This window comes from Acinetobacter lwoffii, assembly GCF_024129435.1.
Taxonomy (GTDB): domain Bacteria; phylum Pseudomonadota; class Gammaproteobacteria; order Pseudomonadales; family Moraxellaceae; genus Acinetobacter; species Acinetobacter lwoffii_F.
Genome location: NZ_JAMXXN010000026.1, coordinates 1 through 24,800, shown reverse-complemented (window position 1 = coordinate 24,800; position 24,800 = coordinate 1). Strand labels below are relative to the sequence as shown.

Annotated in this window: 16 protein-coding genes; 10 read left to right on the top strand and 6 right to left on the bottom strand. The window is 46.4% G+C overall.

The window, feature by feature from the left end; all coding sequences use genetic code 11:
* The first annotated feature begins 34 nt into the window (after positions 1-34).
* The 5 genes from NI455_RS13135 (at position 35) to NI455_RS13115 (ending at position 4,764) form a co-directional block, all read left to right on the top strand.
* Entirely contained in the window at positions 35-1,888 is a 1,854-nt protein-coding gene (locus NI455_RS13135) for a cation:proton antiporter domain-containing protein (protein ID WP_253114566.1), read from the top strand.
* Positions 1,889-1,938: 50 nt separating this feature from the next.
* Positions 1,939-2,814 (top strand): Hsp33 family molecular chaperone HslO, encoded by an 876-nt coding sequence (gene hslO / locus NI455_RS13130; protein ID WP_004278571.1) that lies wholly within the window; start codon positions 1,939-1,941, stop codon positions 2,812-2,814.
* Positions 2,815-3,135: 321 nt separating this feature from the next.
* Complete coding sequence (locus NI455_RS13125) at positions 3,136-3,597, top strand: DUF2147 domain-containing protein (protein WP_005102907.1); 462 nt, start codon at positions 3,136-3,138, stop codon at positions 3,595-3,597.
* A gap of 484 nt (positions 3,598-4,081) precedes the next feature.
* Positions 4,082-4,411: a chaperone modulator CbpM gene (locus tag NI455_RS13120; protein ID WP_004278573.1), complete on the top strand. Its 330-nt coding sequence runs from the start codon at positions 4,082-4,084 to the stop codon at positions 4,409-4,411.
* A gap of 89 nt (positions 4,412-4,500) precedes the next feature.
* Positions 4,501-4,764, top strand: a complete 264-nt coding sequence (locus NI455_RS13115) for an HP1242/YdcH family protein (protein ID WP_004729352.1) — start codon at positions 4,501-4,503, stop codon at positions 4,762-4,764.
* 138 nt (positions 4,765-4,902) lie between these two features.
* Here NI455_RS13115 and pnp read toward each other — a convergent pair whose 3' ends face one another.
* The 5 genes from pnp to NI455_RS13090 form a co-directional block, all read right to left on the bottom strand.
* Positions 4,903-6,990 (bottom strand): polyribonucleotide nucleotidyltransferase, encoded by a 2,088-nt coding sequence (gene pnp / locus NI455_RS13110; protein ID WP_171054287.1) that lies wholly within the window; start codon positions 6,988-6,990, stop codon positions 4,903-4,905.
* Positions 6,991-7,250: 260 nt separating this feature from the next.
* The gene (gene rpsO, locus NI455_RS13105) at positions 7,251-7,520 is read right to left on the bottom strand and encodes a 30S ribosomal protein S15 (protein ID WP_004278577.1); all 270 of its coding nucleotides are present in this window, start codon (positions 7,518-7,520) and stop codon (positions 7,251-7,253) included.
* Between the two features lie 893 nt (positions 7,521-8,413).
* Complete coding sequence (gene recD / locus NI455_RS13100; protein ID WP_253114565.1) at positions 8,414-10,195, bottom strand: exodeoxyribonuclease V subunit alpha; 1,782 nt, start codon at positions 10,193-10,195, stop codon at positions 8,414-8,416.
* A gap of 71 nt (positions 10,196-10,266) precedes the next feature.
* Positions 10,267-14,391, bottom strand: coding sequence for a UvrD-helicase domain-containing protein (locus NI455_RS13095; protein ID WP_253114564.1), 4,125 nt, complete (start codon positions 14,389-14,391; stop codon positions 10,267-10,269).
* Between the two features lie 4 nt (positions 14,392-14,395).
* Positions 14,396-18,100, bottom strand: coding sequence for an exodeoxyribonuclease V subunit gamma (locus NI455_RS13090; protein WP_253114563.1), 3,705 nt, complete (start codon positions 18,098-18,100; stop codon positions 14,396-14,398).
* Positions 18,101-18,277: 177 nt separating this feature from the next.
* Between NI455_RS13090 and NI455_RS13085 the strand changes: the two genes are divergently transcribed.
* Complete coding sequence (locus tag NI455_RS13085) at positions 18,278-18,778, top strand: hypothetical protein (RefSeq protein ID WP_253114561.1); 501 nt, start codon at positions 18,278-18,280, stop codon at positions 18,776-18,778.
* A gap of 54 nt (positions 18,779-18,832) precedes the next feature.
* Here the strand turns inward: NI455_RS13085 and pap are convergent, their stop codons facing one another.
* A complete protein-coding gene (gene pap, locus NI455_RS13080) occupies positions 18,833-20,251 on the bottom strand; it encodes a polyphosphate:AMP phosphotransferase (protein ID WP_253114557.1) in 1,419 nt (472 codons plus the stop codon).
* Between the two features lie 205 nt (positions 20,252-20,456).
* Here pap and NI455_RS13075 point away from each other — a divergent pair, with 205 nt between their 5' ends.
* From NI455_RS13075 to NI455_RS13060, 4 genes are all read left to right on the top strand, one after another.
* Positions 20,457-21,161, top strand: coding sequence for a DUF8198 family protein (locus tag NI455_RS13075; protein ID WP_148334806.1), 705 nt, complete (start codon positions 20,457-20,459; stop codon positions 21,159-21,161).
* A gap of 146 nt (positions 21,162-21,307) precedes the next feature.
* Positions 21,308-22,252, top strand: coding sequence for a bifunctional demethylmenaquinone methyltransferase/2-methoxy-6-polyprenyl-1,4-benzoquinol methylase UbiE (gene ubiE, locus NI455_RS13070; protein ID WP_253114554.1), 945 nt, complete (start codon positions 21,308-21,310; stop codon positions 22,250-22,252).
* A 12-nt stretch (positions 22,253-22,264) separates the two neighbouring features.
* Complete coding sequence (locus NI455_RS13065) at positions 22,265-22,942, top strand: ubiquinone biosynthesis accessory factor UbiJ (RefSeq protein WP_253114552.1); 678 nt, start codon at positions 22,265-22,267, stop codon at positions 22,940-22,942.
* A 12-nt stretch (positions 22,943-22,954) separates the two neighbouring features.
* Entirely contained in the window at positions 22,955-24,574 is a 1,620-nt protein-coding gene (locus NI455_RS13060) for an ABC1 kinase family protein (protein WP_005245845.1), read from the top strand.
* Positions 24,575-24,800: the final 226 nt, after the last annotated feature.

The following is a 24,800-nucleotide window of genomic DNA, read 5'->3' as shown; positions in this document are numbered from 1 at the left end:
AAGTCTGGATCAAGAATAAATTTAGGGCAGGAAAATGTCGATACTGTTACAAATAACACTGGTTCTGGTCATTGCACTGTTGATAGTGCCACTGAGTAAAAGGCTCAGATTGCCAAGTGTGCTGGGCTATCTGTTAACAGGGATCATCTTAAGTCCAAGCCTTTTGCACCTGATTCAGACACCCGAAGTCATGAGTAGTTTCATGCAAGTCAGCCTGATGGCACTGATGTTCTGGATCGGCCTGCAACTCAGACCACAACGCATTGTGCAGATTAATCCCTCCCTGTGGATGATGGCTGCTTTACAGGTACTAATCAGCACCCTGATTTTCACGCTCATGGCCTGGGTTTTCCTTCAGCAAAGCCTACTCGCCAGCATTGTAATTGGACTCGCCGGCAGTTTGTCCGCCCTGACTTTGGTGATTCAACATCTCAATCATCAGGAACAGTTCGCCACCAGCTATGGTCAGCAAGCCTATTCGATTCTGCTGATTCATGCTCTGTTGGCCATTCTGGTGATTGCAGCCATTCCCTTATTTGCCGGGATTCGCTCGACCGAACATGGCGTGGCCTACTTTGCTGCCCTCATCGCGACGTTAAGCGGTCTGTTCCTGTGTAATCGTTACTTGATGCAGCCGTTGTATCGCTGGATTGCTAAAAGTGGCAGTCACGAACTGCATGCGATTGTAGCGATTGCGGTGACCTTGGCATTGTTGGTGTTAATGAATACCCTCGGCCTGAATCTATTTCTCGGTGCCTTATTTGCCGGCATTTTACTGGCAGATTCAGATTTCCGGCCTGAGGTAGAAAGCGCGATTCGGCCTTTTCAGGGTCTGTTGATGGGCCTAGCCTTTATCAGTCTGGGCATGTCACTGCACTTAGCTGATCTGCTCAATTTCCCTTGGATGATTCTCGGTGGCACCCTCATTTTAATCTTGGGCAAGTTTGCAATCAGTCTGGCATTGGCGCGTTATCATCAAAATAGCTGGCGCAATAGCACCTTGTTAGCAGCCAGTCTGGCGCAAGGCGGCGAATTTGCCTTACTGGCACTGGTGATTGCAGTATCCGACCAGATTATTCCGGCCGATCTGCTCTCTCCCTTGCTGTGGATGGTGAGTTTTTCCTTGCTGCTGACGCCAGCATTTTATTGGTTATTGCACAGTCAGATCCTACCGCATCTGGATCGTCACAATCATCTGGCAGCGACCTTCGAAACTGATCTCAATCCTCAAGCCCATACACCAATCCTGCTGATTGGCTTTGGCCGCTTCGGACAGATTATTGCCCGGATTTTACTGCAACAGCAGCATGCATTTAGTGTCATGGACAGCAATGTGCAAGCCACTGAACTTCTGGCGCAGTACGATATTCCTTTCTATCAGGCAGATGCAACAGAGCCGGAAGCCTTGATACAGACCGGCATTACCACAGCGCAACAGGTGATTGTGGCGATTGACGATATTGAAGACTCGATGCTGATCGTGCGGCATCTGCGGCTGAATTATCCTGAAACCTGTTTATGGGTCCGCGCCCGTGACCGGCATCATGTGCATTTATTGCAGGATTTGGGTGTGAAACACATCTGGCGTGAAACTTATCTTTCCGCCTTGGAACTCAGTCAGGCCTTACTAAACCAGCTCAATCCTGCTCCCGAAGACAGCCAGCAACAGATTCAAAACTTCCGCGAACAGGATGAAAAGCTGCTCAACAGCCAATATTATCTGAATCCGGATGAACATCCAAATTATGAAAATCAGCGGAGCAGTTTGGCTGAACTGGAGCATCTGTTTGCCCAGGATCAACGCCATAAAGCACAAAAACAGGATACACAGCAGCAACAGGATACAAACGGCGCAGGAATTAATACGTTAAGAGATGAACTGTCCTAACTTGTGTTTTACAATAATGACACCATTAAAGCAGGGTTATGGAGAATTTTATGTCTGATTTACGCCAACGCTTTTTTATTGAAGATAGCCCTGTTCGTGGTGAAGTGGTGCATCTTGAAGAAGCTTTACAAACCATTTTAGCGCAACGTGACTATGCGCCTGCAGTTAAAATCCTGCTAGGTGAAATGCTTAGTGCCACTGCACTGCTGGCCAGCACATTGAAGATTAAAGGGCGTATCAGCCTGCAAATTCAGGCATCGGGCACATTTAAATGGGCTATGGCTGAATGTAACCATTTGGGTGAAGTTCGCGCTCTGGCTGACTATGAAGAAGATCCGCACTTTCTGGTCGGTGAAGACAGCAGTACGGTCTTGAAATCACTCACCTCTCCGGTGCTGTTCATCAATATCGAACCAGAATTTGGTGAGCGTTATCAGGGGATTGTACCCCTTGATAAAGAAAATCTGGCGGGCTGTCTGATGCAGTATTATGACCTGTCTGCACAGATTCCGACGCGTATTGTACTGGCAAGTGACCATCAGCGTGCAGGTGGTTTACTGATTCAGTTATTACCACGTAATAGTGAAGAAGAACAACGCCGGGTAGATGAAGATCTATGGCCACGTCTGACCATGCTCACAGAGACTCTAAAAACTGAAGAGTTAGTCGGTTTGCAAGCCACTGATATTCTGTACCGTTTATATAACGAAGAAGAAGTGCGTCTGCCAGATACGGAAGTGTTGAAGTTTGGTTGTACCTGCTCTAAAGAGCGTTGTGCAGTCGCTTTACAGCAAATCGGAATAGAGTCGATCCGTGAAACGCTGGAATTCCAGAATCCGATCGAGATGGACTGTCAGTTCTGTAATAGCCAATATACTTTTACTGCTGAAGAAGCCTTGGGCCTATTTGGTAAACACCTGAGCTAAGCAGTTCGAATCCTTAAGTTTAAAAGCATTCCCAGGAATGCTTTTTTTATGTTTTAAAATCTAGGTGACTGAGCTCAACAAAGCGTATTCCCCTACAGTAGAAAACCTGTCTACCCCCTGAATCAAACTCTCCTGTAAATCCAATCTAAGAATCCCTTTTAAATTATAAGATTATTCACACTAACAAAACCTGAATATTCATCATTTTCAAAAAATTATGAGAAAGACCGCACAGTTCATACTCTTGATTTAATTATGCTTTTAAAATAAATTAGAGCAATAATTCTAAAATGAATACATCATCAATTTAACAGGTATGTTATGAGAAAATTATTGAATACTCTACTAATGGGGATAAGTCTGGCCGCAGTCTCTAGCTTGGCCTTTGCCTATGAAGATCCATTATTGGGTAAATGGAAAACCATCGATGATCAATCGGGCTATTCTCGTGCGGATGTGGAAATTCGCAAGAAAGCAGATGGCAGTTATGAAGGAGTGATTGTCGAAACACGCAGCTTGCCTGGCGCAGAAAAAATGGGGATCTGTCATAAATGTCCAGGTCAGCTTAAGAACAAACCTTTTCTAGGCCTGCCGTTTATCTGGGATTTTAAGGCAGATCCTAAAAAGCCGCGTGAATACCATGATGGCAAAGTGCTTGATCCGATCAGTGGGAAAGTTTACAAAGGTAAAGCACGCTTAAGTGCTAATGGTAAACGTCTGACCTTGCGTGGTTATGTGGGGGTATCGGTAATTGGTCGCAGTGTTACTTGGGTAAAATATTAATTTCAGAAAGATTTTCAAAGCCCCTATATCAGGGGCTTTTTTCTTTGTCATGATTTGAAACAATAAGGTACAAATAAAAACTGTTTTGGAGCAGGCAAAGTCATAATAATGGATCGAAGACGGTTATTTTTTATCCACTTATGATGATCAATCTTCAGCCTCGTTCAATTTTGCCCTCTGGTCTGCTTTGCAGCCCTGATATGGCGCCCTCTATTCAACACAGGAAAGTGATTGAATACGCTTTGTCGATAACACATAAAATTATAAAAACAACTTCAGCTTTAACCTTCTTTGCCTCGCATGCTGCTGATAGATATCCGGTCAGACCGACTGATCCATCAACTACTGGCACATCCCGACTCTTCACTCATGATCATTTGAGTCATCACTCTGAGTCTGCATGTCCAAGGATTGGAAAGCGTTCTATTTTAGCACCTTCCCTTTCTCCGGATTTTGCACACTTGGCTGTTTAAGGAGTAGACCCATGACTACGATTCAGTACCAAGAAAGTTTTTCCCACGGTTATACCCCCTCAGAAATTATGGACGATCGTTCATTTGACTTGATCCACTTTGCAGAAGCCTGTGGACAAAGCCCGGAATGGGTCATGCAGTTAATTGAACATGGAATTTTACCCAATCGTTCTACAACCCCGACCAGCACTTTCCTCGGTGAAGATATCTCGCGTGCACAACGCGCCTATCGCCTGCAACGCGATTTTGATGCCTCATTTAGCGCCGTTGCCATGATGCTGGACCTCATTGATGAAGTGCAGGAGTTACGCCGCGAGGTCAAACATTTGCACTTCAAGTAAATCCTTTTCATGTTCTGTCGATCTGCATTTTTCAGTGCAGATCAGAACATATTTATATTTAATTTTATGATTAGAGTATAAGAATCCCTATGAAAACCAAAGATTGCAATAAGAAAATCAAATACATGTTTCCCGAATACCGCGACTTGATTGTGCAACTTCGCGAGGAAAATCCCTATTTTGCCAAGTTATTCGAGGAACATAACGAGTTGGACAAAGAAATCAGCCAGCTTGAACTTGATCCAGTCAATCATATCAACAATGATATTGAGGCGATCAAGCGTAAAAAACTGAAATTAAAAGATGAAATTTATCGTTTGTTAAAAAGCTCTGAAGCAGATCCCTTAACCTGAGATCAACTGAACACCACATTCAGACCAATACTGAAGCATAAAAAAAGCCCTGAGCCAGCCAAAATAAACACTTTGATCAAGCTCAGGGCTTTTTTATTGTTATTCACATGAATTTTCCCATGTGAATATTTTTAAGAATTAAACTTGTTCGATGTCTTTCATCGTTAATTTAATACGGCCACGGTTATCAACATCCGCAACCTGTACTTTTACTTCCTGACCTTCTTTCAATACATCTGCCACGTTCGCAATGCGTTCGTTTGAGATTTGAGAGATGTGAAGTAAGCCATCAGTACCTGGCAGGATATTTACGAACGCACCGAATTCAACAATACGAATCACTTTACCTGTATAAATTGTACCTGGCTCGATTTCAGCCGTAAGTGCCTGAATCTTGGCAACTGCAGCTTGCGCAGCCGCTTTAGTTTCACCAAATACGCGAACTGTACCGTTATCTTCGATATCAATCGCCGCTTTAGTTTCTTCAGTAATTGCACGAATGGTCGCGCCGCCTTTACCGATCACATCACGGATTTTATCCGGGTTGATGTTGATCACCTGGAAGGTCGGTGCGTGCATCGAAATTTCAGGACGCGCACGTGAAATCACCTGGTTCATCTCATTCAAGATGTGCATACGACCCGCATAAGCCTGGTTCAATGCAGATTCCATGATCTCTTCAGTGATGCCTTCGATCTTGATGTCCATTTGTAGCGCAGTAATACCGTTTGCAGAACCCGCTACTTTAAAGTCCATGTCGCCCAAGTGATCTTCATCACCCAAGATGTCAGAAAGAACTGCGAAACGCTCGCCTTCTTTCACAAGACCCATCGCGATACCCGCAACTGGTGCTTTCAGTGGAACACCAGCATCCATCAATGATAATGAAGCACCACATACAGACGCCATTGAAGACGAACCGTTAGATTCAGTGATGTCAGATACGATACGGATCACATACGGGAAGCGGTCAGCCGCAGGAAGTACAGCTTGAACACCACGACGTGCCAGACGACCATGACCAATCTCACGACGCTTAGGACCAGATTCACGACCTGTTTCACCTACAGAGTATGCAGGGAAGTTGTAGTGCAACATGAAGTTGTCAGTTTTGGTACCTGCAAGGGTATCCACCATCAACGCATCACGTGTATTACCCAAAGTCGTTGTGACCAAGGCTTGAGTTTCACCACGTGTGAACAATGCAGAACCGTGAGCACGATCCAATACGCCTACTTGTACGTCGATTGCACGAACAGTTTTGGTATCACGACCATCGATACGTGGCTTACCAGACAGGATGTTGTCACGAACGGTACGGTATTTAAGGTCTTCGAACAGCTCATTTACTTCTTCTGCAATGCCAGTTTCGTCATTTTCAGGAACGAACTGTGCAACTGCTTCTGCATAAAGCGCGTCAAGTGCCGCATAACGGTCTTGCTTAACTGCAATCGTGTAAGCTTCAGAGATTTTCGCTTCGAATGCTTCTTTCAATTTACCAAGAAGTTCTTCGTTTTTAACTGGAGCAACCCAAGTTGATTCAACCGCGCCTGCAGCTGCAGCAAATTCTTTGATCGCCTGGATCGCAATTTGCATTTCGTCATGACCGAACAATACAGCGCCCAGCATTTGGTCTTCTGAAAGTTCTTTCGCTTCAGATTCAACCATCAATACTGCAGTTTCAGTACCAGCAACAACAAGATCAAGATCAGACTCTTTAAGTTGTTCAAGGTTTGGGTTCAGGATGTATTCACCGTTGATTAAACCAACGCGCGCGCCACCAATCGGACCACGGAAAGGTGTACCAGCAATAGACAATGCAGCTGAAGTACCCAACATTGCAGCAATGTCAGCATCCATTGTCTTATCAGAAGAAATAACAGTGGCTGTTACTTGAATTTCGTTGAAGTAACCTTCTGGGAACAACGGACGAATTGGACGGTCAATCAGACGTGAAATCAAAGTTTCAGCTTCAGACTGACGGCCTTCACGCTTGCCATAACCACCCGGGATACGACCAGCAGCATATTGCTTTTCTTGATAGTTTACAGTCAATGGGAAGAAGTCTTGACCTGCTTTTGCTTTAGGCTGTGCCACAACAGCGACAAGTACTTGTACGCCGCCCATGGTGATCACAACAGTGTTTGCCTGACGGGCAACACGACCTGTTTCCAAGATAACGTTGTGCTGACCGAATTGGAATTCTTTACGAATAATATTAAACATTGACATGTTTTATTTTTTCCTAGTTCTTGTGAACAATTATTCTAGTGGAGACCCCTAAGGTTTGGCATTCATGACCATATGGACGAGTAAATGACAAAGCTTAGAAGCCGACCTCACCAGATTAAATACTATTTTTAAACACAAAGAAGGAGCGAAACATTCGCCCCTTCCACTGGCTCAGCGCAAAGCTAAGCCGACTTTAGTTTTCAGTAATACAGCACAAAGCATGCAATACACCCGAAAATAAAGTTTAAATCGAATTAACGACGTAAACCTAAAGCACCGATCAATGCTACATAACGACCGTGGTCTTTACCGTTAAGGTAGTCAAGTAGCTTACGACGTTGGTTAACCATACGGATTAGACCGCGACGGCTATGATGGTCGTGTTTATGCTCTTTAAAGTGACCTTGTAAATCATTGATTTGAGCAGTTAAAAGAGCTACTTGAACTTCTGGTGAACCAGTGTCGTTTTCAGCGCGAGCGAATTTAGCCATGATCTCTGCGCGATCTGCGTTAGTTAAAGCCATTCGATTTCTCCGAGATGCTTATATATTTTGATAAAAATCAAAGTGATGAGAATTCAAAACCTTGACTGCCGTGCATCACTACAGCAAGTTGCATATTTTAAGGGAAAACGCATCAAATTGCAAAAATAGATCCAGATTTTTGCATGGTTTTGGCTGCTCATTGATGCAATTCAGATCTGATGACTCTTGTCCCTCAAAGATTCAGGTTTTGCATTATTTTAATGAAATAAATCCAGAATGAATTAAATCTAGAAACTCCTTTGAAAAGCCCACAAACCTTTTAGCTCGCTTGAATCTTGCGCTGCTCTCCATAAAAATGGATAAAAAAAAGCCCGAGTAAACTCGGGCTTTTTGGCGCTGTAGTTCTTTCTCTTATCATTATTATTTATTGTATTATTATGGCGTTTTACGCTTATTATTATTTTCAAACATCCTGTTGAAAAATCATCTTCCTTGTGTGGTAGATTTTGCCACATTCCCACCAGACAACTAGAGGTATTTGCCTCATTTTACTGTAAGCCATTTCGTACATCACCAAGTGAAAATTTGCATAATGTTACACAGCTCCTGTTTTATTTAACGCTATTTACTTAAGTTTACTGGCTAGAGCTGAAAATTTTTGCTAAGAAATTAGGGTAAAAATCCAGCAAGCTTCCTATAAAAAAATCAGGATATAAAAAAGCCTTGTAGTCTCTCCCAAAACTACAAGGCTTAGCGGCTGTAAGTTTCCTCTTTCACTTACTTCACTGTAAGTTCGCTGTCTACCGACATTATTATTATCATTATGCGATTATGCTCAACTTTCCGTGTTGAGTTATTTTGTAGAACCAATCTTCTCAAAAACCGAGCAAAAGCTCTATGCGTCAATTTCCTGAATCCTTGTAAGCTTTTACCTACAAGATTTGATTATTTTTGCCAATTAAATTACTAGATTGTTCAATGATTTTTTGGCTCAAACCACTTTTCCGGGTAGTTTTAACACAAAGTGCTTGTGTAAAAGCATCATAATCTACCAATAAACTGACCACTTTTTTGGCTCGAGTAATTGCAGTATAAATCAACTCTTTGCTCAATAAATTTTTTGCATATTGATCCAGTACCACTGCCGTATGGGAAAATTCTGAACCTTGAGATTTATGAATGGTCAGCGCAAAAGCGGTTTCAATACTTTTAGGTAAACGGGTGGCTAATACCCATTTTTCCAGACTCGTAAAATACACTTCAAACTGACGTTGACCAGATTGCTCACGTAAAAAACAGATACCAATATCACCATTGGACAGGCCCAATTGATAGTCGTTATAGCTCATCATGACGGGTCGTCCGACATACCAGTCGCCCTGTTTCAACTGGCCTTGGGCTGCTAAAAAACGTTGTTCAATCTGTAGATTGATCTTGAGCAGCCCCAGATCACCAGAACGGATTGCCGTTAAAATACGGTAATCATCAAAAGTTTTGACCACCTGTTGCACATAGTGTTCAAAATCAGCTGAGTTTCGTTCTGTTTTTATGGCCTGTACATAAGCCTGATAACCATACATCAGCTGGTCATAATACTGATTCAAATTATGCGCGGTCTGTTCGGCACCAGCGAGCAGGTATTGTAACTGCAACTGGTCGATCTTCACCTGATCCAAATCGATCGCCTGTAACTCACTGGCTGCCACAATCTGCTGCTCAAATTTCTGCAAGACGTGAGAAGGCTGATGATTCTGCTGGATAAACTCCGCCATTGCGCCAATCCTGGCTCCAGGCGCAAAACGCCGCGTGGTGATTAAATTGACCCGGTTATCTTCCAGAGTCGCTACTTGCTGTAAATCTGCCAATACCGTTCCCACATCCACAGAGGCCAGCTGATCTGCATCACCGAGTAAAATCAGCCGTGCATGAGACGGTACGGAGGCCAGTAACATCTGTGACAGGTTTAAATCCAGCATCGAGGCTTCGTCGACCACGATCACATCATAAGGCAGAGGCTGCTTGGCATGAAAGCGTGGCTGTCCGCGAGTGCCCAGACCCAATAAGCGATGCAGGGTGACCGGTTGTAACTGTTTTAATTGTTCTAGCTCAAACTGTTGTAACGCTTCACTGTGCAAGGCTTTTTGCAGTGCTTCTTTCATGCGCTGTGCGGCCTTTCCGGTAGGTGCTGCCATGGCAATCCGGATATTTGGCAAGGCTTCATACAGCACAGCAATAATATGCGCCAAGGTATAGGTTTTACCTGTTCCAGGCCCGCCGGTAATAATATTCAGCGCCTGCCGCGCAACCATTTCCAGTGCCAGTTTCTGCTGTGGATCTGAGAGAAGATTGCGATTTTGCTCGCTTAAATTCACCGGAGTCACCGTTTGTGACTTGATCCGTACCAACTGTGTAGCGACTGCCTGTTCCAGTTGCCAGTAGCGGTACAGATATAAATGCTGATCTGCACAAATAAATGGTGCAATTCCTGTACTTTGTTGATGGCGATCTAGAACTAGATTATGTAATAAGGCAACCTGCTGAGGCTCAACCTCGATACAGCTATCCCCCGCCTGCATCGCTTCAAGCAGTTGCTCGATCAATAATTTTGCTGTCGGATCAAATACAGCTGTACTGAATGGAGGCTGACACAGATAGTCAATCCAGGCCATTAAATTGGAGTCTTGCTGCGACACGTGATTCTGCTCATTTTCCACACAGTTATCCTCAAAGTTATCCACAGGATAATTTTCTGTTTAATCTCTATATATATTATAAAACTGCAAAATCATGCTGATTTTTTCTGCTCAAAATAGCCCAGTATTTGATCCAGTTTTTCTATGAATTCCAGGCTCGGTTGCCAATGATAAGCCCCTTGCTGGACCTGTCCATTCATCCCGCGCAAATACAAATAGGTTGCGCCGCCCAGATGCTGTGTGATCGAATAACCCTGCATATTGGCACTCAGATAACGATGCAGCGCCACCAGATACAAAGCGGCCTGCAACCAGTAACTGGACTGGCTCATATTCTGCTGAATCGCCTCAGCACTATAGTGCTGCTGATCAGGGCCGAGGAAGTTACTTTTATAATCGGCAATATGGTAGCGCTGGCCATCGAAATACACCAGATCGATGGAACCGGTCAGATATCGCGCCGATTTGGCCTCATTAAAATCGCTCATGACTATGTCATGTCCGAGAAAAAGCTGATGGATTTGCCGAATCTGCAAAGGGGCATCGGTCAAGGACAGATAAAAAGGAAATTCTGACAGATACTGTTTAGCCTCCAGCTGCGCCAAAGCAAAATCTACCTGAATCGGAGTGGCCAGAATGTCATGTACCCAGTCATGCATCAGGTTCAGCAAAATATCTTCTGTAATCTCGTCCAACAAGCCACCAAAAGCAGTCTGGAAAATACTGTCCACATTCAGCGATTCAGTGCTTGCAGAGCGTGTGAGCTGGGCCACTTCCTGTTCAAAAAACTGGATAAAGGAGTCATTCTCCAGCCCATCGAAATACACCTGAAACTGACCTAAAAATTCTAGCAGACCCGAACGATCGAGCTGTTGTGCCGAGTGAAACAGCTGCTGCCATTGCTGGCGATAAGCTTTGCTTTGGTCATGCAGGCGAATTCCGGTCAATAACTTATAGTTCAGGCTGGACAATACGCGCTGCATACTATGACGCAATTCCTCGGCTTTGAAATCTGCCTGAGCTGTGGCCTGAAACAGGGTGCGCAAATTCACCACTGCTGTCTGATAATGTGGGAAAAAAGCCTGTTCCAGTACACTACGTATATGAAAAGCCTGTTCAAATTTTTCTTTCAGTTCCTGCCAGATTTGCGGTGCGGTATTTTTAAAACGGCGCCGGATTTCCAGATTCCAGTAACTGCTGTCCTGAAAATCGATATGTTCAAAAATGCTGTGCAAGAATGTTCCAGCTACGGTACCTTTAGGAAAATTCAGCTTGATCCAGTCTAAGGACACGGCTGCTGGCTGTTCTTCCAAGCCTGTGAAATCAATTTCATCAGCAGCACTATCGGGCTGTTCAGAAGCCGTGACCAGATCGTCCTGCAAGACATGCGCATGTAGCTGATGCTGTGACAAAGCCGTAAAACTGGTTTTGGTTCGCGGATAAAACTGCCGCTCTGGCAAAGGTTGCGCCCGCATGTCGACCTGATGATGGCTCGACTGCTCGACCAGACGCGGTGGTTCTTGAGACAGCGGCTGCTCGACCAGACTTAGAGCATGTTCGAAGATGGTATTTCCCTGACCACGCCAGAAGGCCAGCCCGGAATCGGACTGTGCGTTCTGATCTTGCAGCATGGCATATACCCGGTGACTGGCACGGGTCAGCGCCACATACCAGAGCCGGTGGTTTTCGGCAGCATTACGCGCTGCATTCTGCAGAATCGCCTGCTCATGTAAATTCTTATGATTGACTGCAATCACCCGGGATTGTTCCAGAATATTGTCCTGTTCAGGTGTAGACAGGGAAAAATTCAGATTGCCTTTATTCACATCAAAAGCAGCATCTGCTCCCAATAAAAACACCACTTTAAATTCCAGCCCCTTGGAGGCATGAATGGTCATCAGCTGCACCCCATGATCCCTAGACAGCTTGCGTTCTTTTTCGCTGTCCTTGCCTGAAGGTGACTGAAGCTGGCGCAAATACCAGTGATAGAGTTTTTGCGCCCCCTGATAATATTCGCTCTGCTGGCTCAGCATCTCGGTCAGATGGCGCAGATTGACCACCACCCGCTCATTGTCCAGACTTTGACTGGCCACCAGATTGGTCCAGACCTGAAACAGGTTCAGTGCATAATTCCATGCGGTCAAAAAGCCTTTCTCAAACCACATTTCCCGAATGATATCCAGATCGGCAATATAGCGACTGAGGCCTTCACTCTGGCTTTGCAAATCAATCAATTTTTTCAGATTGAAGCCTAGCAAACGGGTTAGTAAAGCCCGCTTGACCTTGGCTTCATTGAAAGGATCCATGATTGCCGTCAATACTGCCGCGACATCCTGAGCGACTGGACTGGCAAACACGCTCTGTTTGGATTCTTTATAGCAGGGAATGCCCATACGTTGCAGACGCTGCTTCACCTGTTCCAGAGCAAAATGTCCAAACCCCAGTACGGCAATATCATCTGCGCTCAGGCTTTGCTGATGCTCTTGCTGCTGAAAGTACAGTTGTTGATGGGCAGACTGATTCAGCAATGCACGGATTTTCCAAGCCACCTGATCTGCTTCTACATCCGATTCACCCAGCTGAATCCAGCGTAATGGCTGCGGGTTACATCCCCCGCTATCGATGAGATCCGGATGCGGACGACTGCCCGCCTGAATCAGGGTGTACTGCACCTGTTCGCCAAAATCCATTTGCCGCTGGAACAGCGCATCAACCACTTCTACGAGCGGTTTGACTGAACGATGGTTCTGCATCAGGGTATATTCGCGGCCCTGTTTATGCAGCACATCGGCATGTGCCTTGTTATAGGTGAGCATATCGCCGCCACGGAAACCGTAAATTGCCTGTTTCGGATCACCGACCATAATCATGCAGCCGGACTGCACCCGGTTGGCATCACGCCAGATCTTGGCCAGCAAATCATCCTGATCCTGATTGGTGTCCTGAAATTCATCGACAAGAATCAGCGGATAACGTGCCTGTACAAACTGGGCAAAACGCTGTCCCTGCTGGCCTTGCAATGCTTCCGCCAATGTACGAATTTGCTGGGAAAAAGTGGTTTCACCCTGCTGTTGCAAGGTTTGTGGCAAACGGGTCTGCACACTTTGAATAATATGAAATTCCAGATAGGTCGTAAGCTGTTGCAGCTGCTCATCCAGATACTGTTTGACCTCACACAGCGCATCAATTGCCACGATCAGACTATGTTGCAAAATCAGCTGCTGCTCTGCATCCGGACAGCTTTTGTTAAAGACCTGAGTGGTCGGCTGGAAATCGGTTTTCTTGCGGCGCAAATGGCACAGATTCAGTATAATCGGCTGCAATTCAGCATCAAAGAAACTCATTGTTCCTTGAGTTTTCAGGGCTGCGCTCCAGGTCATAAAGTTTTCACAAATTTCGGTTAACTTGGTCAAAAAACTCTTGTGAAAATACTTCGGACTTTCCTGACAATAACGCCGCATCACGGCAAGATCATGCTCCTGAATATTTAATAATTGGCTAATACAGGCTTCCAATTTGTTCAGGTCACATTCAGCCGGTTCGATCTTGCGAAAATGCTGCTTACTGAAATTCAGGGCATCACGCACCAGCCCGGTATAATGCTCCACCGGTTTCAGCAGATTCTGGACATACAGATGATTGACCATATATTGCGGCTGTTGCTGAATCCAGTCACGCAGCACATCATGAATCAGCTGCTGGATATACAGATCCTGATCTTCGGTCAGTTCTGCACGTTCAATCTTGCCACTTTCAAATGCAAATTCACGTAACAGTTTCTGGCTAAAGCTGTCCAGGGTGCCAACAAACAGTTCATCTAGCTGGTTCAGCACCAGACGTAAACGGCGACGGGCATAATCCAGCCGTGAACCATAATCTTTCAGTACCTGCTGAAATAAAGGATCGGTTTCATTCTGGATTTTTGCTGTGATTTCAACTGAATTGAGCTGCTGATGACGCTGGATATAAGCCAGCGTTTCCTCGATGCGAAGCCGTACCCGGTTTTTCAGTTCAGCCGTGGCCTTACGGGTAAATGTCGTCGCAATCACCTGATGTGGATAATACTGGTCCAGAAAAATCCGCACCATCAGACTGGAGAGCGTATAGGTCTTGCCGGTTCCTGCCGAGGCTTCAATCCAGTGCAGGCCACGGAATTTCATGTCCTGAATCGGATTGGTGGAAATGCCTTTTTGCATCTGCTGCTTTAAGAAAGTCATACGGCTATTTCACCCACTCCAGATGTTGATGAATCGGCGCATACAGGCCATGAGCAAAATCATGACAGCAATTTTGCAAGGCCAGATCCGGATCCTGATCTTGCAAAATAAATTGCCAGTCCTGATGCAGCAGACTGGATTCATCCGAAGCCAAAGGTTTGGCACTCTCATAGCTGTTGTTCCAGGCCTTTAGCAATTCTGGCATTTCCACAATAGTCATTTTGCCCTGTTCATTCTCGGCCCACTGCCACTCTTTTTTCATCAGTAATTCTGCCGGCAAGACCAGCGGCTGCTGTTGACCAATTTCCCAGGCCTTTAACCAGAGCTGCAAATACTCATGTGCCTTGCTTGAACTCAAGCCAGAAAACTTCAGGGTTTTATTACTGAAAATGACAATGTGCTCCAGTTCTGGTGAGCGTGCATCATCATTTAAGTAAGCCAGCCACAGCAGATACTCCAGCCAGATCTGGGCGCGGCGTTTTTCTGAGGCCGAAGAGGATTGCATACTCAGCCAGTAGCTGCTGTGTGGAACCTGAGGTACATTAATATGAATGATCAGTTCAGAACTGAACTGCAAGGATTGCTGGGTAACTGGCGTCAGTTCTTTACCCAACTGCAGCAAACGTTCTTGCAATAACTGCTGTTCCTGCTGGCTGCCCAGCCAGGTGGCTTGCTGAGTTTTGCCCACCGGCAAAAGGTCCAGCATCAGGTTCGGCTCAATCTCCTGCTCTTGTTGCAACAGGAAATCCCGTACCTGATACTGTTCCAGCTTATTCAATAATAAAGGTTCCCGGGAACTCGGCAAATCGGCATAGCGAATCGTGGAAACCCCGACACTTTTCAGGAATAGACGTGCCGGGAAAATCATATCGCGGATCCATTCATCACCTTTGAGTACCCGGATTTCTTTTTGTTCTAGTGCCGGATAATGTGCATTGATCCAGCTGCTGCGCTTGCCTTCGGCGCTGCGGATATATTCTGCTACCGCAAACCACTGATCCTGATAACGTGGTGTCTGCATATCTGCGAATCCGGCTGGATCAAAAGGCTGTAAGGGATGTACATGATAAAGCTGCTGGATATGTTGAGCGACCGATAGACCATGAATATCCACCATCGGATCGACTTCGGCATCCGGCTGTTCAGACTGGCAGATCAGCGCGATATGCTGAACCAGTTCCTGCAAGGCAGTGGATGGATCGCGAGCCTCACCATCCTCCAGATCAAAGCCATTATAGAACAGCCATAGATTTTCCTGTGCCAGCAGCAAGGCATCCAGAAAAGCGCCCTGCTCGTCATCCAGACGGGAACGGTCACCAAGTTGCGGCTTCAGGCTGCGCATCAGGTCAAACGGAACCTGTTGATTGCGGCTCGGAAATTTACCGCTATCCAGATTCAGCATCACCACCAGTTTATAAGGTAATGGACGGATCTGGCCAATCTGGCTAAAGGTGATCTGTCCTGTCGGTTCGGCCTGATCCAGCTGCATCTCCAGGGTATTCTGAATTTCTTCCAGCACATAAGGTAGAGGCAAACTGAGTGCCACCAGTTCCTGACTGGCATGTGGATCATCCTGGTCATGATAATCGGCCAGGGTCAGCATCCGCATTTGCTTGTCGATAATCTCGGCAACGGTTTTGAGTGATTCTACCCCGGCATCACGGAACTCGTTCAGATCGGCACGCAGATATTCCAGCCAGGTTTTGACTGGCGTGCGTTGCCCGGTTTCATGTAAAGTCAGCCAGTCACGGCGCTGCACCAGATCCTGATAAATTCGGATCAGGGTCGAAATCAGCGGAAAATCACTGGTCAGAACCTTGGCATAACTCAAGGTGTCCTGAAACAGGGTATGTTCAGGAATCGCCAGACCCAACGCCAGACGATCCAGCGCGAATTTAAAACTAAACCGGTAATCCTCATCGCCTGTACTGAGGCTTTGCTGTAAATGCTGCTGGTCCAGTCCACGCTTGAAGCCAGCATCTGTCAGCAACTGCAACATCCGTTCTACCTGACTATAGTCCAGGCCATAATACTGCTGGGTCGCATTCAGGCTGAGCCAATCGGCGAAGTCCTCAATACTGAAACGGCGCCGTACCCACTGAATCCGGCCAAGTACCGCGCGCCAGGCATTGCTGACATCCAGACGCGACACCCCGGCAATCTGGATCGGTAAATATAGATTATCTTTCTGCAGGCGTTTGCTGCCAATTTCACGCTCGCGCGGTGGTGGCGCAAAGACACTGCGAATTGCCGGTTCGAGTTCTTTCAGACTTGGCGTCAGCACCAGAATATCACTCGGCTGACGCGGCGCGTCATTCGTATCTTGAGCCAGCCAGTGAATCAGCTGTTCTTTGAGGACTTCTAGCTGACGTAATGAAGAATGACAGACATGAATCTGTACCGAATCATCGTCAGGGCTTAAAGCATATTGATGCTGTTCAGGCTCGAGCAAATACAAGATATCCGACTGGATTTTGGCCAGCAGCCTGTCCTGATATTCATCGACAAAGACATCCGCCCAGAGACCTTCTTCTCCTGAAGACAGTTTGGAGAGTAGAGAGAAATGATCCCGTGCCTGCTTGCCGAATCGGGTCAAGAGCGGATGCCGTGATTCCCGGTCTTCGGCATTAAAGTTCAGCTGCTTGATCCTGAAATCTTTTATTTCCTCATCATTCGGCTTACGTTGACGGGTTTTTTCAAAGCGCTGAATAAAGCGCTCTTCCCGCTGCAAATCAAATCTGGCTTTCCAGTCCGGATCGACACTGTCGGCCCAGTATTCCTGCGAGGGGTTGAAGTGAAAAATATAGATATCAATGTATTGCCCCAGACGGCGTAAAAAATCCAGCTGGCTCGGTGGCAGTTCCAGCAGGCTAAACACCACAATCTGCGCCGGCAAACGTTTCAGGACTTGGGTTCGAGTCTCTTCATTTTCCAGCCGATCCCAATACAGGCGTTCAATCTCCAGGATTTTGGCATAGTCATCCTGAAATACATGCTGCCACAACCAGCGTTGCCAGGCTTCCAGTTCACGCGCCTGAATCTTGACAAAATCCGCCACCTGCATCTCATGACCATTTTCATCTTTGGGGCTATAGAGCATCTGCTCGATATCGAGCGCAATATCCTGTCCCCAGGCCTCGAGCCAGTTGGTCGGGCAGCTGCAACTTTGCGGTGGACAATTACGCGCGCAATAACCACGATAATCCATATAATGGCTGAACAAACGCGACACCTGCTCCGCCACCCAGTACAGCATGCTCTGTTTTTTCAGCTGTTTTTCTGTGCCCTGCTCCAGCCGGTCAGCACTATCATAAATCCGCTTCACAATAGAATACAGCGGATGATCGACGTCTAAAGGAATCTGTTCAGGCAGAATGCATTTTCGCAGCGCCTGAAACACGCGCCATTTAATGATAATGCGCGGAATATTGGCCTCACGGACCTGCTCCACCTCTTTAGGCGCATTCAATACCCACTGATAGGAAGTCCATTGAAAGGCACGAATCCGGTGATGAAACTGGGTATTGGCGCTAATGCCTTTTTTCTCGGCAATTTTCTGGGTCAGCCAAGTTTCTACTGCCGGCGAAGGCACAATAAAATGCCGGGTTTGTAACACCTCAAATGGATTCCGGGCAGTCTGGTTGACAATACGCAGCATACTATCCAAAAGCACATCAATACGTTGACTCTGAATAACATGGATGGCCATTGGTTCCCCTGAACTGCTGAATGTGGTTTTTACTACAAAACAATAAAGATTATTTACTATACATCCCGAGCGCTCTATGACACTTTAAAACCACACTTCAGTCGAAAAATTTCTTTGAAAAAAGCATCTTAAAGATGCTTGAATAGAAAAAAACAACATAGAGCTTAGGTAGTGCCCATGAAATTAGATAAAATTCCTGAACGTCTCGATCCGAGCCTAGATTTAGAACAAATCCGCGACGAATGCCTGGAACTCACCAAAAAACGCGCCTACTATTCTGCCGGTGCCGCCGTGATTCCGGTACCTTTTATGGACGTGGTCATTGATGTCGGCATCTTGTCGCAATTGATTCCCGAGATCAATGCCCGCTTCGGCCTGTCCCCAGATCAGATCAGTGTTTATGACCCGAAAACCCGTCAGATTCACTGGCAGGAGCTGCGTAAACGTGGCGTAGAATTTTCCGGCCTGGTGGTCGCACGCACGGCAGTTAAAAAATCTTTGAACAATGTTGCAGCGAAAGTGATCATAAAGCAAGTCACAAAATTCATTCCACTAGGTGGTCAGCTGGTGGCCGCAAGTCTGGGTTATTTTGTTATGAAAAAAATTGCCGATGCTCATGTGCAAGACTGCTATCGCACGGCTAAAAGTATCCAGCAAAAACAGGTCGCCCAAGGTTAATACTATTTAAGCTGAATATTTTTAAACTTTTTAAAATCCTCTACTTCAGGCAGATTATTCTGCCTGAAGCTGTTTTAAAATAGCCTTTAACACGTCGACCCGTGCGGTATTCTTATCATCGGTCGCAATAATATGCCAGGGCGCTTCCTCGGTCGAGGTATGTTCAAACATATCGGCTGCCGCTTTCAGATAATCGTCCCAGCGTTCCCGGTTACGCCAGTCTTCTTCAGTAATTTTAAAACGCTTATGCGGTGTATCTTCACGCGCCTTAAAACGCGCTGCCTGTTCCTCCTTGGAGATTGCCAGCCAGATTTTCACAATCACCGTTTGATGCTTGACCAAGCTCTGTTCAAAACGGTTAATTTCATTATAAGCACGCTGCCATTCTACCGGACTAGAAAACCCTTCTACCCGTTCTACCAATACCCGACCATACCAGGAACGGTCAAAAATGCAGATATCATCATCGGTTTGCAGCTTGGTCCAGAAGCGCCATAAATAAGGACGGCTCAGCTCATATTTTTCTGGTGCGGCAATGGTATGAATTTCATATTCACGTGGATCCAGTTTTTTGACAATCCGCTTGATCGCGCCGCCCTTGCCAGCGGCATCCATGCCTTCAAACAGAATCACTACATTACGCGAATCGGAACGCATGGCTTTAGCGACCTTCGCGGTTAACTTTTTTAATTCCGGCTTGTAATCTTCTGGCTGGGCTTGGGTCATGGAAGGATGTTTTAACTGCTCGGGAATCTTGGCCTGCTTCCATCCTCCCTTGGCTCTGGCCGGGTGATCCGGACAATGTTTCAAAGCACTCAGGATATACTGGGCAAATTGCTGGTCGCGCTGCTGCTCATCTTCGCCATCAATAATGAACCAGTCCTCGGTAAAGCGCTGACGCAGGCGCTGCAAGGTGTCATATTCTTTGCGATTGCGCCAGTCCAGACCATGCAGTTGATGCCAGTGAGTTTCACTCGGATCCATGGCATCCAGGCGTTTTTGCAAGACTTTCCAGGACAGGTCAAACCAGACCTTGATCACATCCACATGGTTATTTTTCAGGTCCTGTTCAAAGGCCTGCATCTCTTGCAGATATTCATCAAACTGTGCATCACTCAGCGGGCTTTCAGCTTGCATGGCACTGCCGAGCAGATCGCTATACCAGTTACCAAACAGCACCATGATCTGGCCTTCAGCTGGAATAAAACGCGCATAAGGTTGCCACAAGGTCTGCTTTGGGCCGGCTAACTGGGGCTTATCGGCTTTCACGCGCAAATAGCGCGGATCGACCCATTCACGTAGCTGTTTGACCGCTTCACCCTTGCCGGCCAGCTCAATGCCATTCACCAGAATCACCAGACTTTTGGCATTTTTCTGGCCTCGGGTCTTTTTTAAATTATATTGGGCATCAATCAGCTCGACAGACAGCTGATCTTCATCCATTAACTGAAATTGTGGTTGTTCCATACGCATCTTCAACCCTGATCTTTTATTCTATTTGCAGTATAGCGAGGAGTTTCAGCGCAAAAATAGCTCTGGCAACGTTTTTCACACGATTAAATTGGCTATTTAAACAACAGATTGACATACAAATGCCCGATCTCTGTTCAATTTGTCATAGCAGGATTGTCCGGCAACCTCTAAGATTCTTGCATCCTCCAATGATAATTGAAGCCTCATGTCCAAACTTGCCGTACTCGATGATCTGTTAGCGCATTATTATCAATTGGCTTATCACACCCGGCCTGACATTTTAAGCCGTTTACAGGATGTGCAGGCCTGGCAGAAAGTCCGCATGCAGCGCACCCATCGTGCCCATTTTGCTGAAAAACAAAACCAGTTGATGTCCGAGTATTTCCTCAATCGTCTCTACGGCGGCGCTGACTTTGATGCGCTGGCAGAACAGATTGCCCGGCTGATGAAATATGCGCATAAAGCAGAAAAAGTTATTCCGGAAAATGCCATTAAAACCGGCACCTCAGGTGTAGAGCTGGCTATTCTGGCGGTACAGCTGGATGAACAGGTCGCGATTCAGTTATTACAGGATTATCATCCGCATGAACCGCTGACTGACGAGATGATGCGCCTGACTTATCTCAAACTGGATCAGGGTGAAGCACGCTTGAAACAGTTGGCTCTGCTGGATCAGCTCGGCATGAGTCTGGATAAATACATGCGTTCATTTGTGGTCTATACGGCCTTTAAAATGTGTAAAGGCGCGGCGAATAAATATAACTTTCAGGTGATGTATGAATTTATGCAGGATGGTTTTCTGGCCATGAAGCCACTCAAATCGGCAGAAAAATTTGTACGCACGTTCACGGCAACCGAACGCCAGATTATCGATAAAGTACATTCTGGCGATCCGCTACCGTTTCAGTAAATACCCGATGAGTATTTCTGCCAAGCGTGAATTTTTCTGTATATTATTCATAACAATTGCATCATGATTGCTGAATAAGCCTTTAGAATCTGTCATGATGCAGACAATGCAAGATTAACCCGATTGATATGTTAGGAGTGACTCCAATGTCGAATGAAAATACAACGCCTACCCCTACCCCCGAGTCGGCACAACAGACAGACAAAGTGAGCCCATTCTTAACTGAACCCCTTCCACAAGGCACCCCGCAAGGTCAGCAACAATCTTTAGAACAACGTCTGACTGACACGCCTGTGATGGGTACTGTGCCTAAATATAATCTGCCGCGTGGTGCCAATACCGGTAACGTCGGCTCAACCACACACTTCGGCTATCAAACTGTTAACAGCGAAGAAAAAGCCCAGAAAGTCGCAGAAGTGTTCCACTCGGTGGCGAGCAAATACGACATTATGAATGACCTGATGTCTTTTGGTATTCATCGCCTGTGGAAGCGTTTTGCAATCAATATGTCAGGTGTACGCCGTGGCCAGCATGTGCTGGATATCGCGGGTGGTACTGGCGACTTGGCTAAAGTCTTTAGCCGTGAAGTTGGTCCGACAGGTCATGTGGTACTGTCTGATATTAACGAATCGATGCTGAATGTCGGTCGTGACCGTCTGATCGATGCGGGCTGTACCAATGTCGATTTCGTTCTGGCCAATGCCGAAACCTTAGAACCATTTGCAGATAACAGCTTTGATCTTTTAACGATTTCTTTCGGTCTACGTAACGTGACCGATAAAGATGCAGCACTTGCTGCGATGTACCGTGTACTCAAGCCAGGTGGCCGTTTACTGGTTCTAGAATTTTCTAAACCAGTGTTTGAGCCATTCTCTAAGCTGTATGACCTTTATTCGTTCACGGCATTGCCAATCATGGGTAAAATCATTGCCAATGATGCAGAAAGCTATAAATACCTAGCTGAATCGATCCGTATGCATCCAGATCAGCGCACCCTGAAAGGCATGATGGAAAATGCCGGCTTCCAGAATTGTGACTATCACAACCTGACTGGCGGGATTGTTGCGGTTCACCGCGGTTTCAAACTTTAAGGTTCCTTGCCTATGTGGTCAATTCTGGCACTCGGTGCTGTTGAACGCGTGATTCATCATGTGATTGATCTGGATGCCATTACCCGCATCCAGCTGAATGCCCTATCCGGTAAAATGCTGCGGGTGGTGATCGCCTCGCCACAGCTTTCGGTCGATGTGTTTTTTGATGAGGGCAAAGTTCGTCTGGAGCCAACGGCAACCGGTCATACCGAAACACCTTCGGTCTTTGAACAACGTCCATTTGACGCAAGTTCCGCGACAGTCACCGAAGCAACTGCAACCTTGCAGGTCAGCAATGTGGTGGAATTACTCAAGCTGCTGCTTTCCGATGAAGTCGGCAATATTCCATTGCAAGGCGACTACAAGTTATTGCAGGAAATCCAGCGCATCATGCAACAGGCGGAACTGGATCTGGCAGCGCACTTAAGTCCCTGGATTGGCCCGACGCTGGCGCATGAAATTGGCAAATTGCAACTGCTGCCCAAGCAGCTAAAACGCACCCTGCAAAGTCAATTATTCTTTGCTGAAGATGCCTTAAAAGAAGACAGTGGTCTGTTTGCCCACCGCTGGCAAATGGATGACCTGAATCAGGACACCCGTATCCTGAATCAAAATTTAGATCGGGTTGAAGCAAAAATCCATCAGCTTCAGGCTCAAATCGATGCCTCCAACAATTCTACTCAAGACTAGGTACACAGCTTTATGATTCCGCATGTTTCACGTTTACTCGAACTTTGGCGCATCGCCGCGCACTATCGACTCGACACGTTGTTTCCTGCGGAAGAATTACCAGAAAAGTCGCGGCATGTGCTGTCCCTCATCCGGATGCATCCGGCCGCCTGGTCCAGTCGTGAACGTAAAAATCCGCTCAAGCTGAAACTGGCTTTAGAAGAAATGGGGCCGTTGGCGATCAAGCTCGGTCAACTGCTCTCGACCCGTCGTGACCTGATTCCACCTGAAGTTTTACAGCAACTGGTCTTGCTACAAGACCGGGTCAAGCCGTTTGATAATGACGTAGCCAAGATGCGCATTCAGGAATCCCTGAAAGCTGATGTAAATACCCTATTCGCGCGTTTCGATACCCAGCCACTGGCTGCAGCTTCGATTGCTCAGGTGCATACGGCTGCCTTGCATGATGGCCGTGAAGTGGTGGTTAAAGTCACCCGCCCGAATATTCGCCAGCAGATTTTGCAGGATTTTGAAATTCTGGAATGGCTCGGTCAATTTTTGGAAAAACGTCTGGAAGCTGCCCGCGCATTACACTTGTCGGAAATCATTCAGGATTATCGACAGATCATTCTGAATGAGCTGGATCTGACGCTGGAAGCAGACAATACCCGCCGCATGCGCCATCACTTTACCGGCTCGAGCATGATGTATGTGCCGGAAATTTACATGGACAGCAAAGATGTTCTGGTAGCCGAGCGCATTACCGGGGTGCCGATTTCAGATATCGCGACCTTTGACCGACTCGGCATGGATCGTGCCGATCTGGCACGTAAAGGTCTGACCATCTTCTTTACTCAGGTGTTCCGCGATAACTTCTTCCATGCTGACATGCATCCGGGCAACGTCTTTGTAGAAACCATCAATCCGGCCAATCCGCGTTTCATTGCGCTGGACTGCGCGATTATGGGCGAGCTGTCCAAGCATGACCAGATGACGGTCGCGCGAATGCTACTGGCCGTCATGAATAGCGACTTTATGCAACTGATTCAGGTAGTGCATCAGGCCGGCTGGATTCCACCGGGAACTGATCAGGATGCTTTGGCTCGTGAAATGCGCCGCAGTGTGGGGCCAATGGTCTCAAAACCGATGCATGAACTAGATTTTGCCGGCATTCTGATTGAAGTCATGGACATCGCTCGTCGTTTCCATCTGGAAATTCCACCTCAATTGATGCTACTGCTAAAAACTTTGGTGCATGTCGAAGGTTTGGGAACCGACCTGTATCCTGAACTGGATATCTGGAGTCTGGCCAAACCGATCCTGACAGACTGGATCAAGGCCCAGATGAATCCGCAAAAGAACCTGAAAGAACTGGGACAGAAAATTCCGGATCTGCTTTTAGGGGCACAGGATTTACCGACCCTGATGATCGACAGCTTAAACGGTTTAAAAAATCAGTCGGCCTGGCATGCCAAACAGCTCAATGAATTACAAAGCATGCGCCTGCAAATGGAACATCAACAGAAGCGTAGCTGGATGTTCGGCAGTGTCATGGCCATTCTGCTGGCAATTGCGATTATTTCACCATGGTTTGTGTCGGTGATTCTGATTGTACTGGCGAGTTTACTGGCCGTCTGGCGCATCGCAAAATAAGCGATTTACATATGCAAAAGCCTGAATAATCTAGGCTTTTTATGTCTTAAAGATGAGGATGACTCCAAAGTCACCTTAGGACATATCTTGCCATTGGGTCCTCAGACCTATCGCTTAAAATAAGCCCACATTTGGCTAGGGCGTGTCCTCATTTGGCTTTACACCAAATAAATATGCAAGCAATGTAAATCATAGACTGGTAATTTCGTGCAAGCTTATCAAATCG

Bases quoted from the DNA above. Each gene is read 5' to 3' on its own strand.
- NI455_RS13115 (WP_004729352.1), top strand. From the start codon at position 4,501: ATGAAAACCAAAGATTGCAATAAGAAAATCAAATACATGTTTCCCGAA.
- pnp (WP_171054287.1), bottom strand. From the start codon at position 6,990: ATGTTTAATATTATTCGTAAAGAATTCCAATTCGGTCAGCACAACGTT.
- rpsO (WP_004278577.1), bottom strand. From the start codon at position 7,520: ATGGCTTTAACTAACGCAGATCGCGCAGAGATCATGGCTAAATTCGCT.
- NI455_RS13060 (WP_005245845.1), top strand. From the start codon at position 22,955: ATGATTCCGCATGTTTCACGTTTACTCGAACTTTGGCGCATCGCCGCG.
- NI455_RS13135 (WP_253114566.1), top strand. From the start codon at position 35: ATGTCGATACTGTTACAAATAACACTGGTTCTGGTCATTGCACTGTTG.
- NI455_RS13090 (WP_253114563.1), bottom strand. From the start codon at position 18,100: ATGGCCATCCATGTTATTCAGAGTCAACGTATTGATGTGCTTTTGGAT.
- NI455_RS13120 (WP_004278573.1), top strand. From the start codon at position 4,082: ATGACTACGATTCAGTACCAAGAAAGTTTTTCCCACGGTTATACCCCC.
- ubiE (WP_253114554.1), top strand. From the start codon at position 21,308: ATGTCGAATGAAAATACAACGCCTACCCCTACCCCCGAGTCGGCACAA.
- hslO (WP_004278571.1), top strand. From the start codon at position 1,939: ATGTCTGATTTACGCCAACGCTTTTTTATTGAAGATAGCCCTGTTCGT.
- NI455_RS13085 (WP_253114561.1), top strand. From the start codon at position 18,278: ATGAAATTAGATAAAATTCCTGAACGTCTCGATCCGAGCCTAGATTTA.
- NI455_RS13075 (WP_148334806.1), top strand. From the start codon at position 20,457: ATGTCCAAACTTGCCGTACTCGATGATCTGTTAGCGCATTATTATCAA.
- NI455_RS13065 (WP_253114552.1), top strand. From the start codon at position 22,265: ATGTGGTCAATTCTGGCACTCGGTGCTGTTGAACGCGTGATTCATCAT.
- NI455_RS13095 (WP_253114564.1), bottom strand. From the start codon at position 14,391: ATGACTTTCTTAAAGCAGCAGATGCAAAAAGGCATTTCCACCAATCCG.
- NI455_RS13125 (WP_005102907.1), top strand. From the start codon at position 3,136: ATGAGAAAATTATTGAATACTCTACTAATGGGGATAAGTCTGGCCGCA.
- pap (WP_253114557.1), bottom strand. From the start codon at position 20,251: ATGCGTATGGAACAACCACAATTTCAGTTAATGGATGAAGATCAGCTG.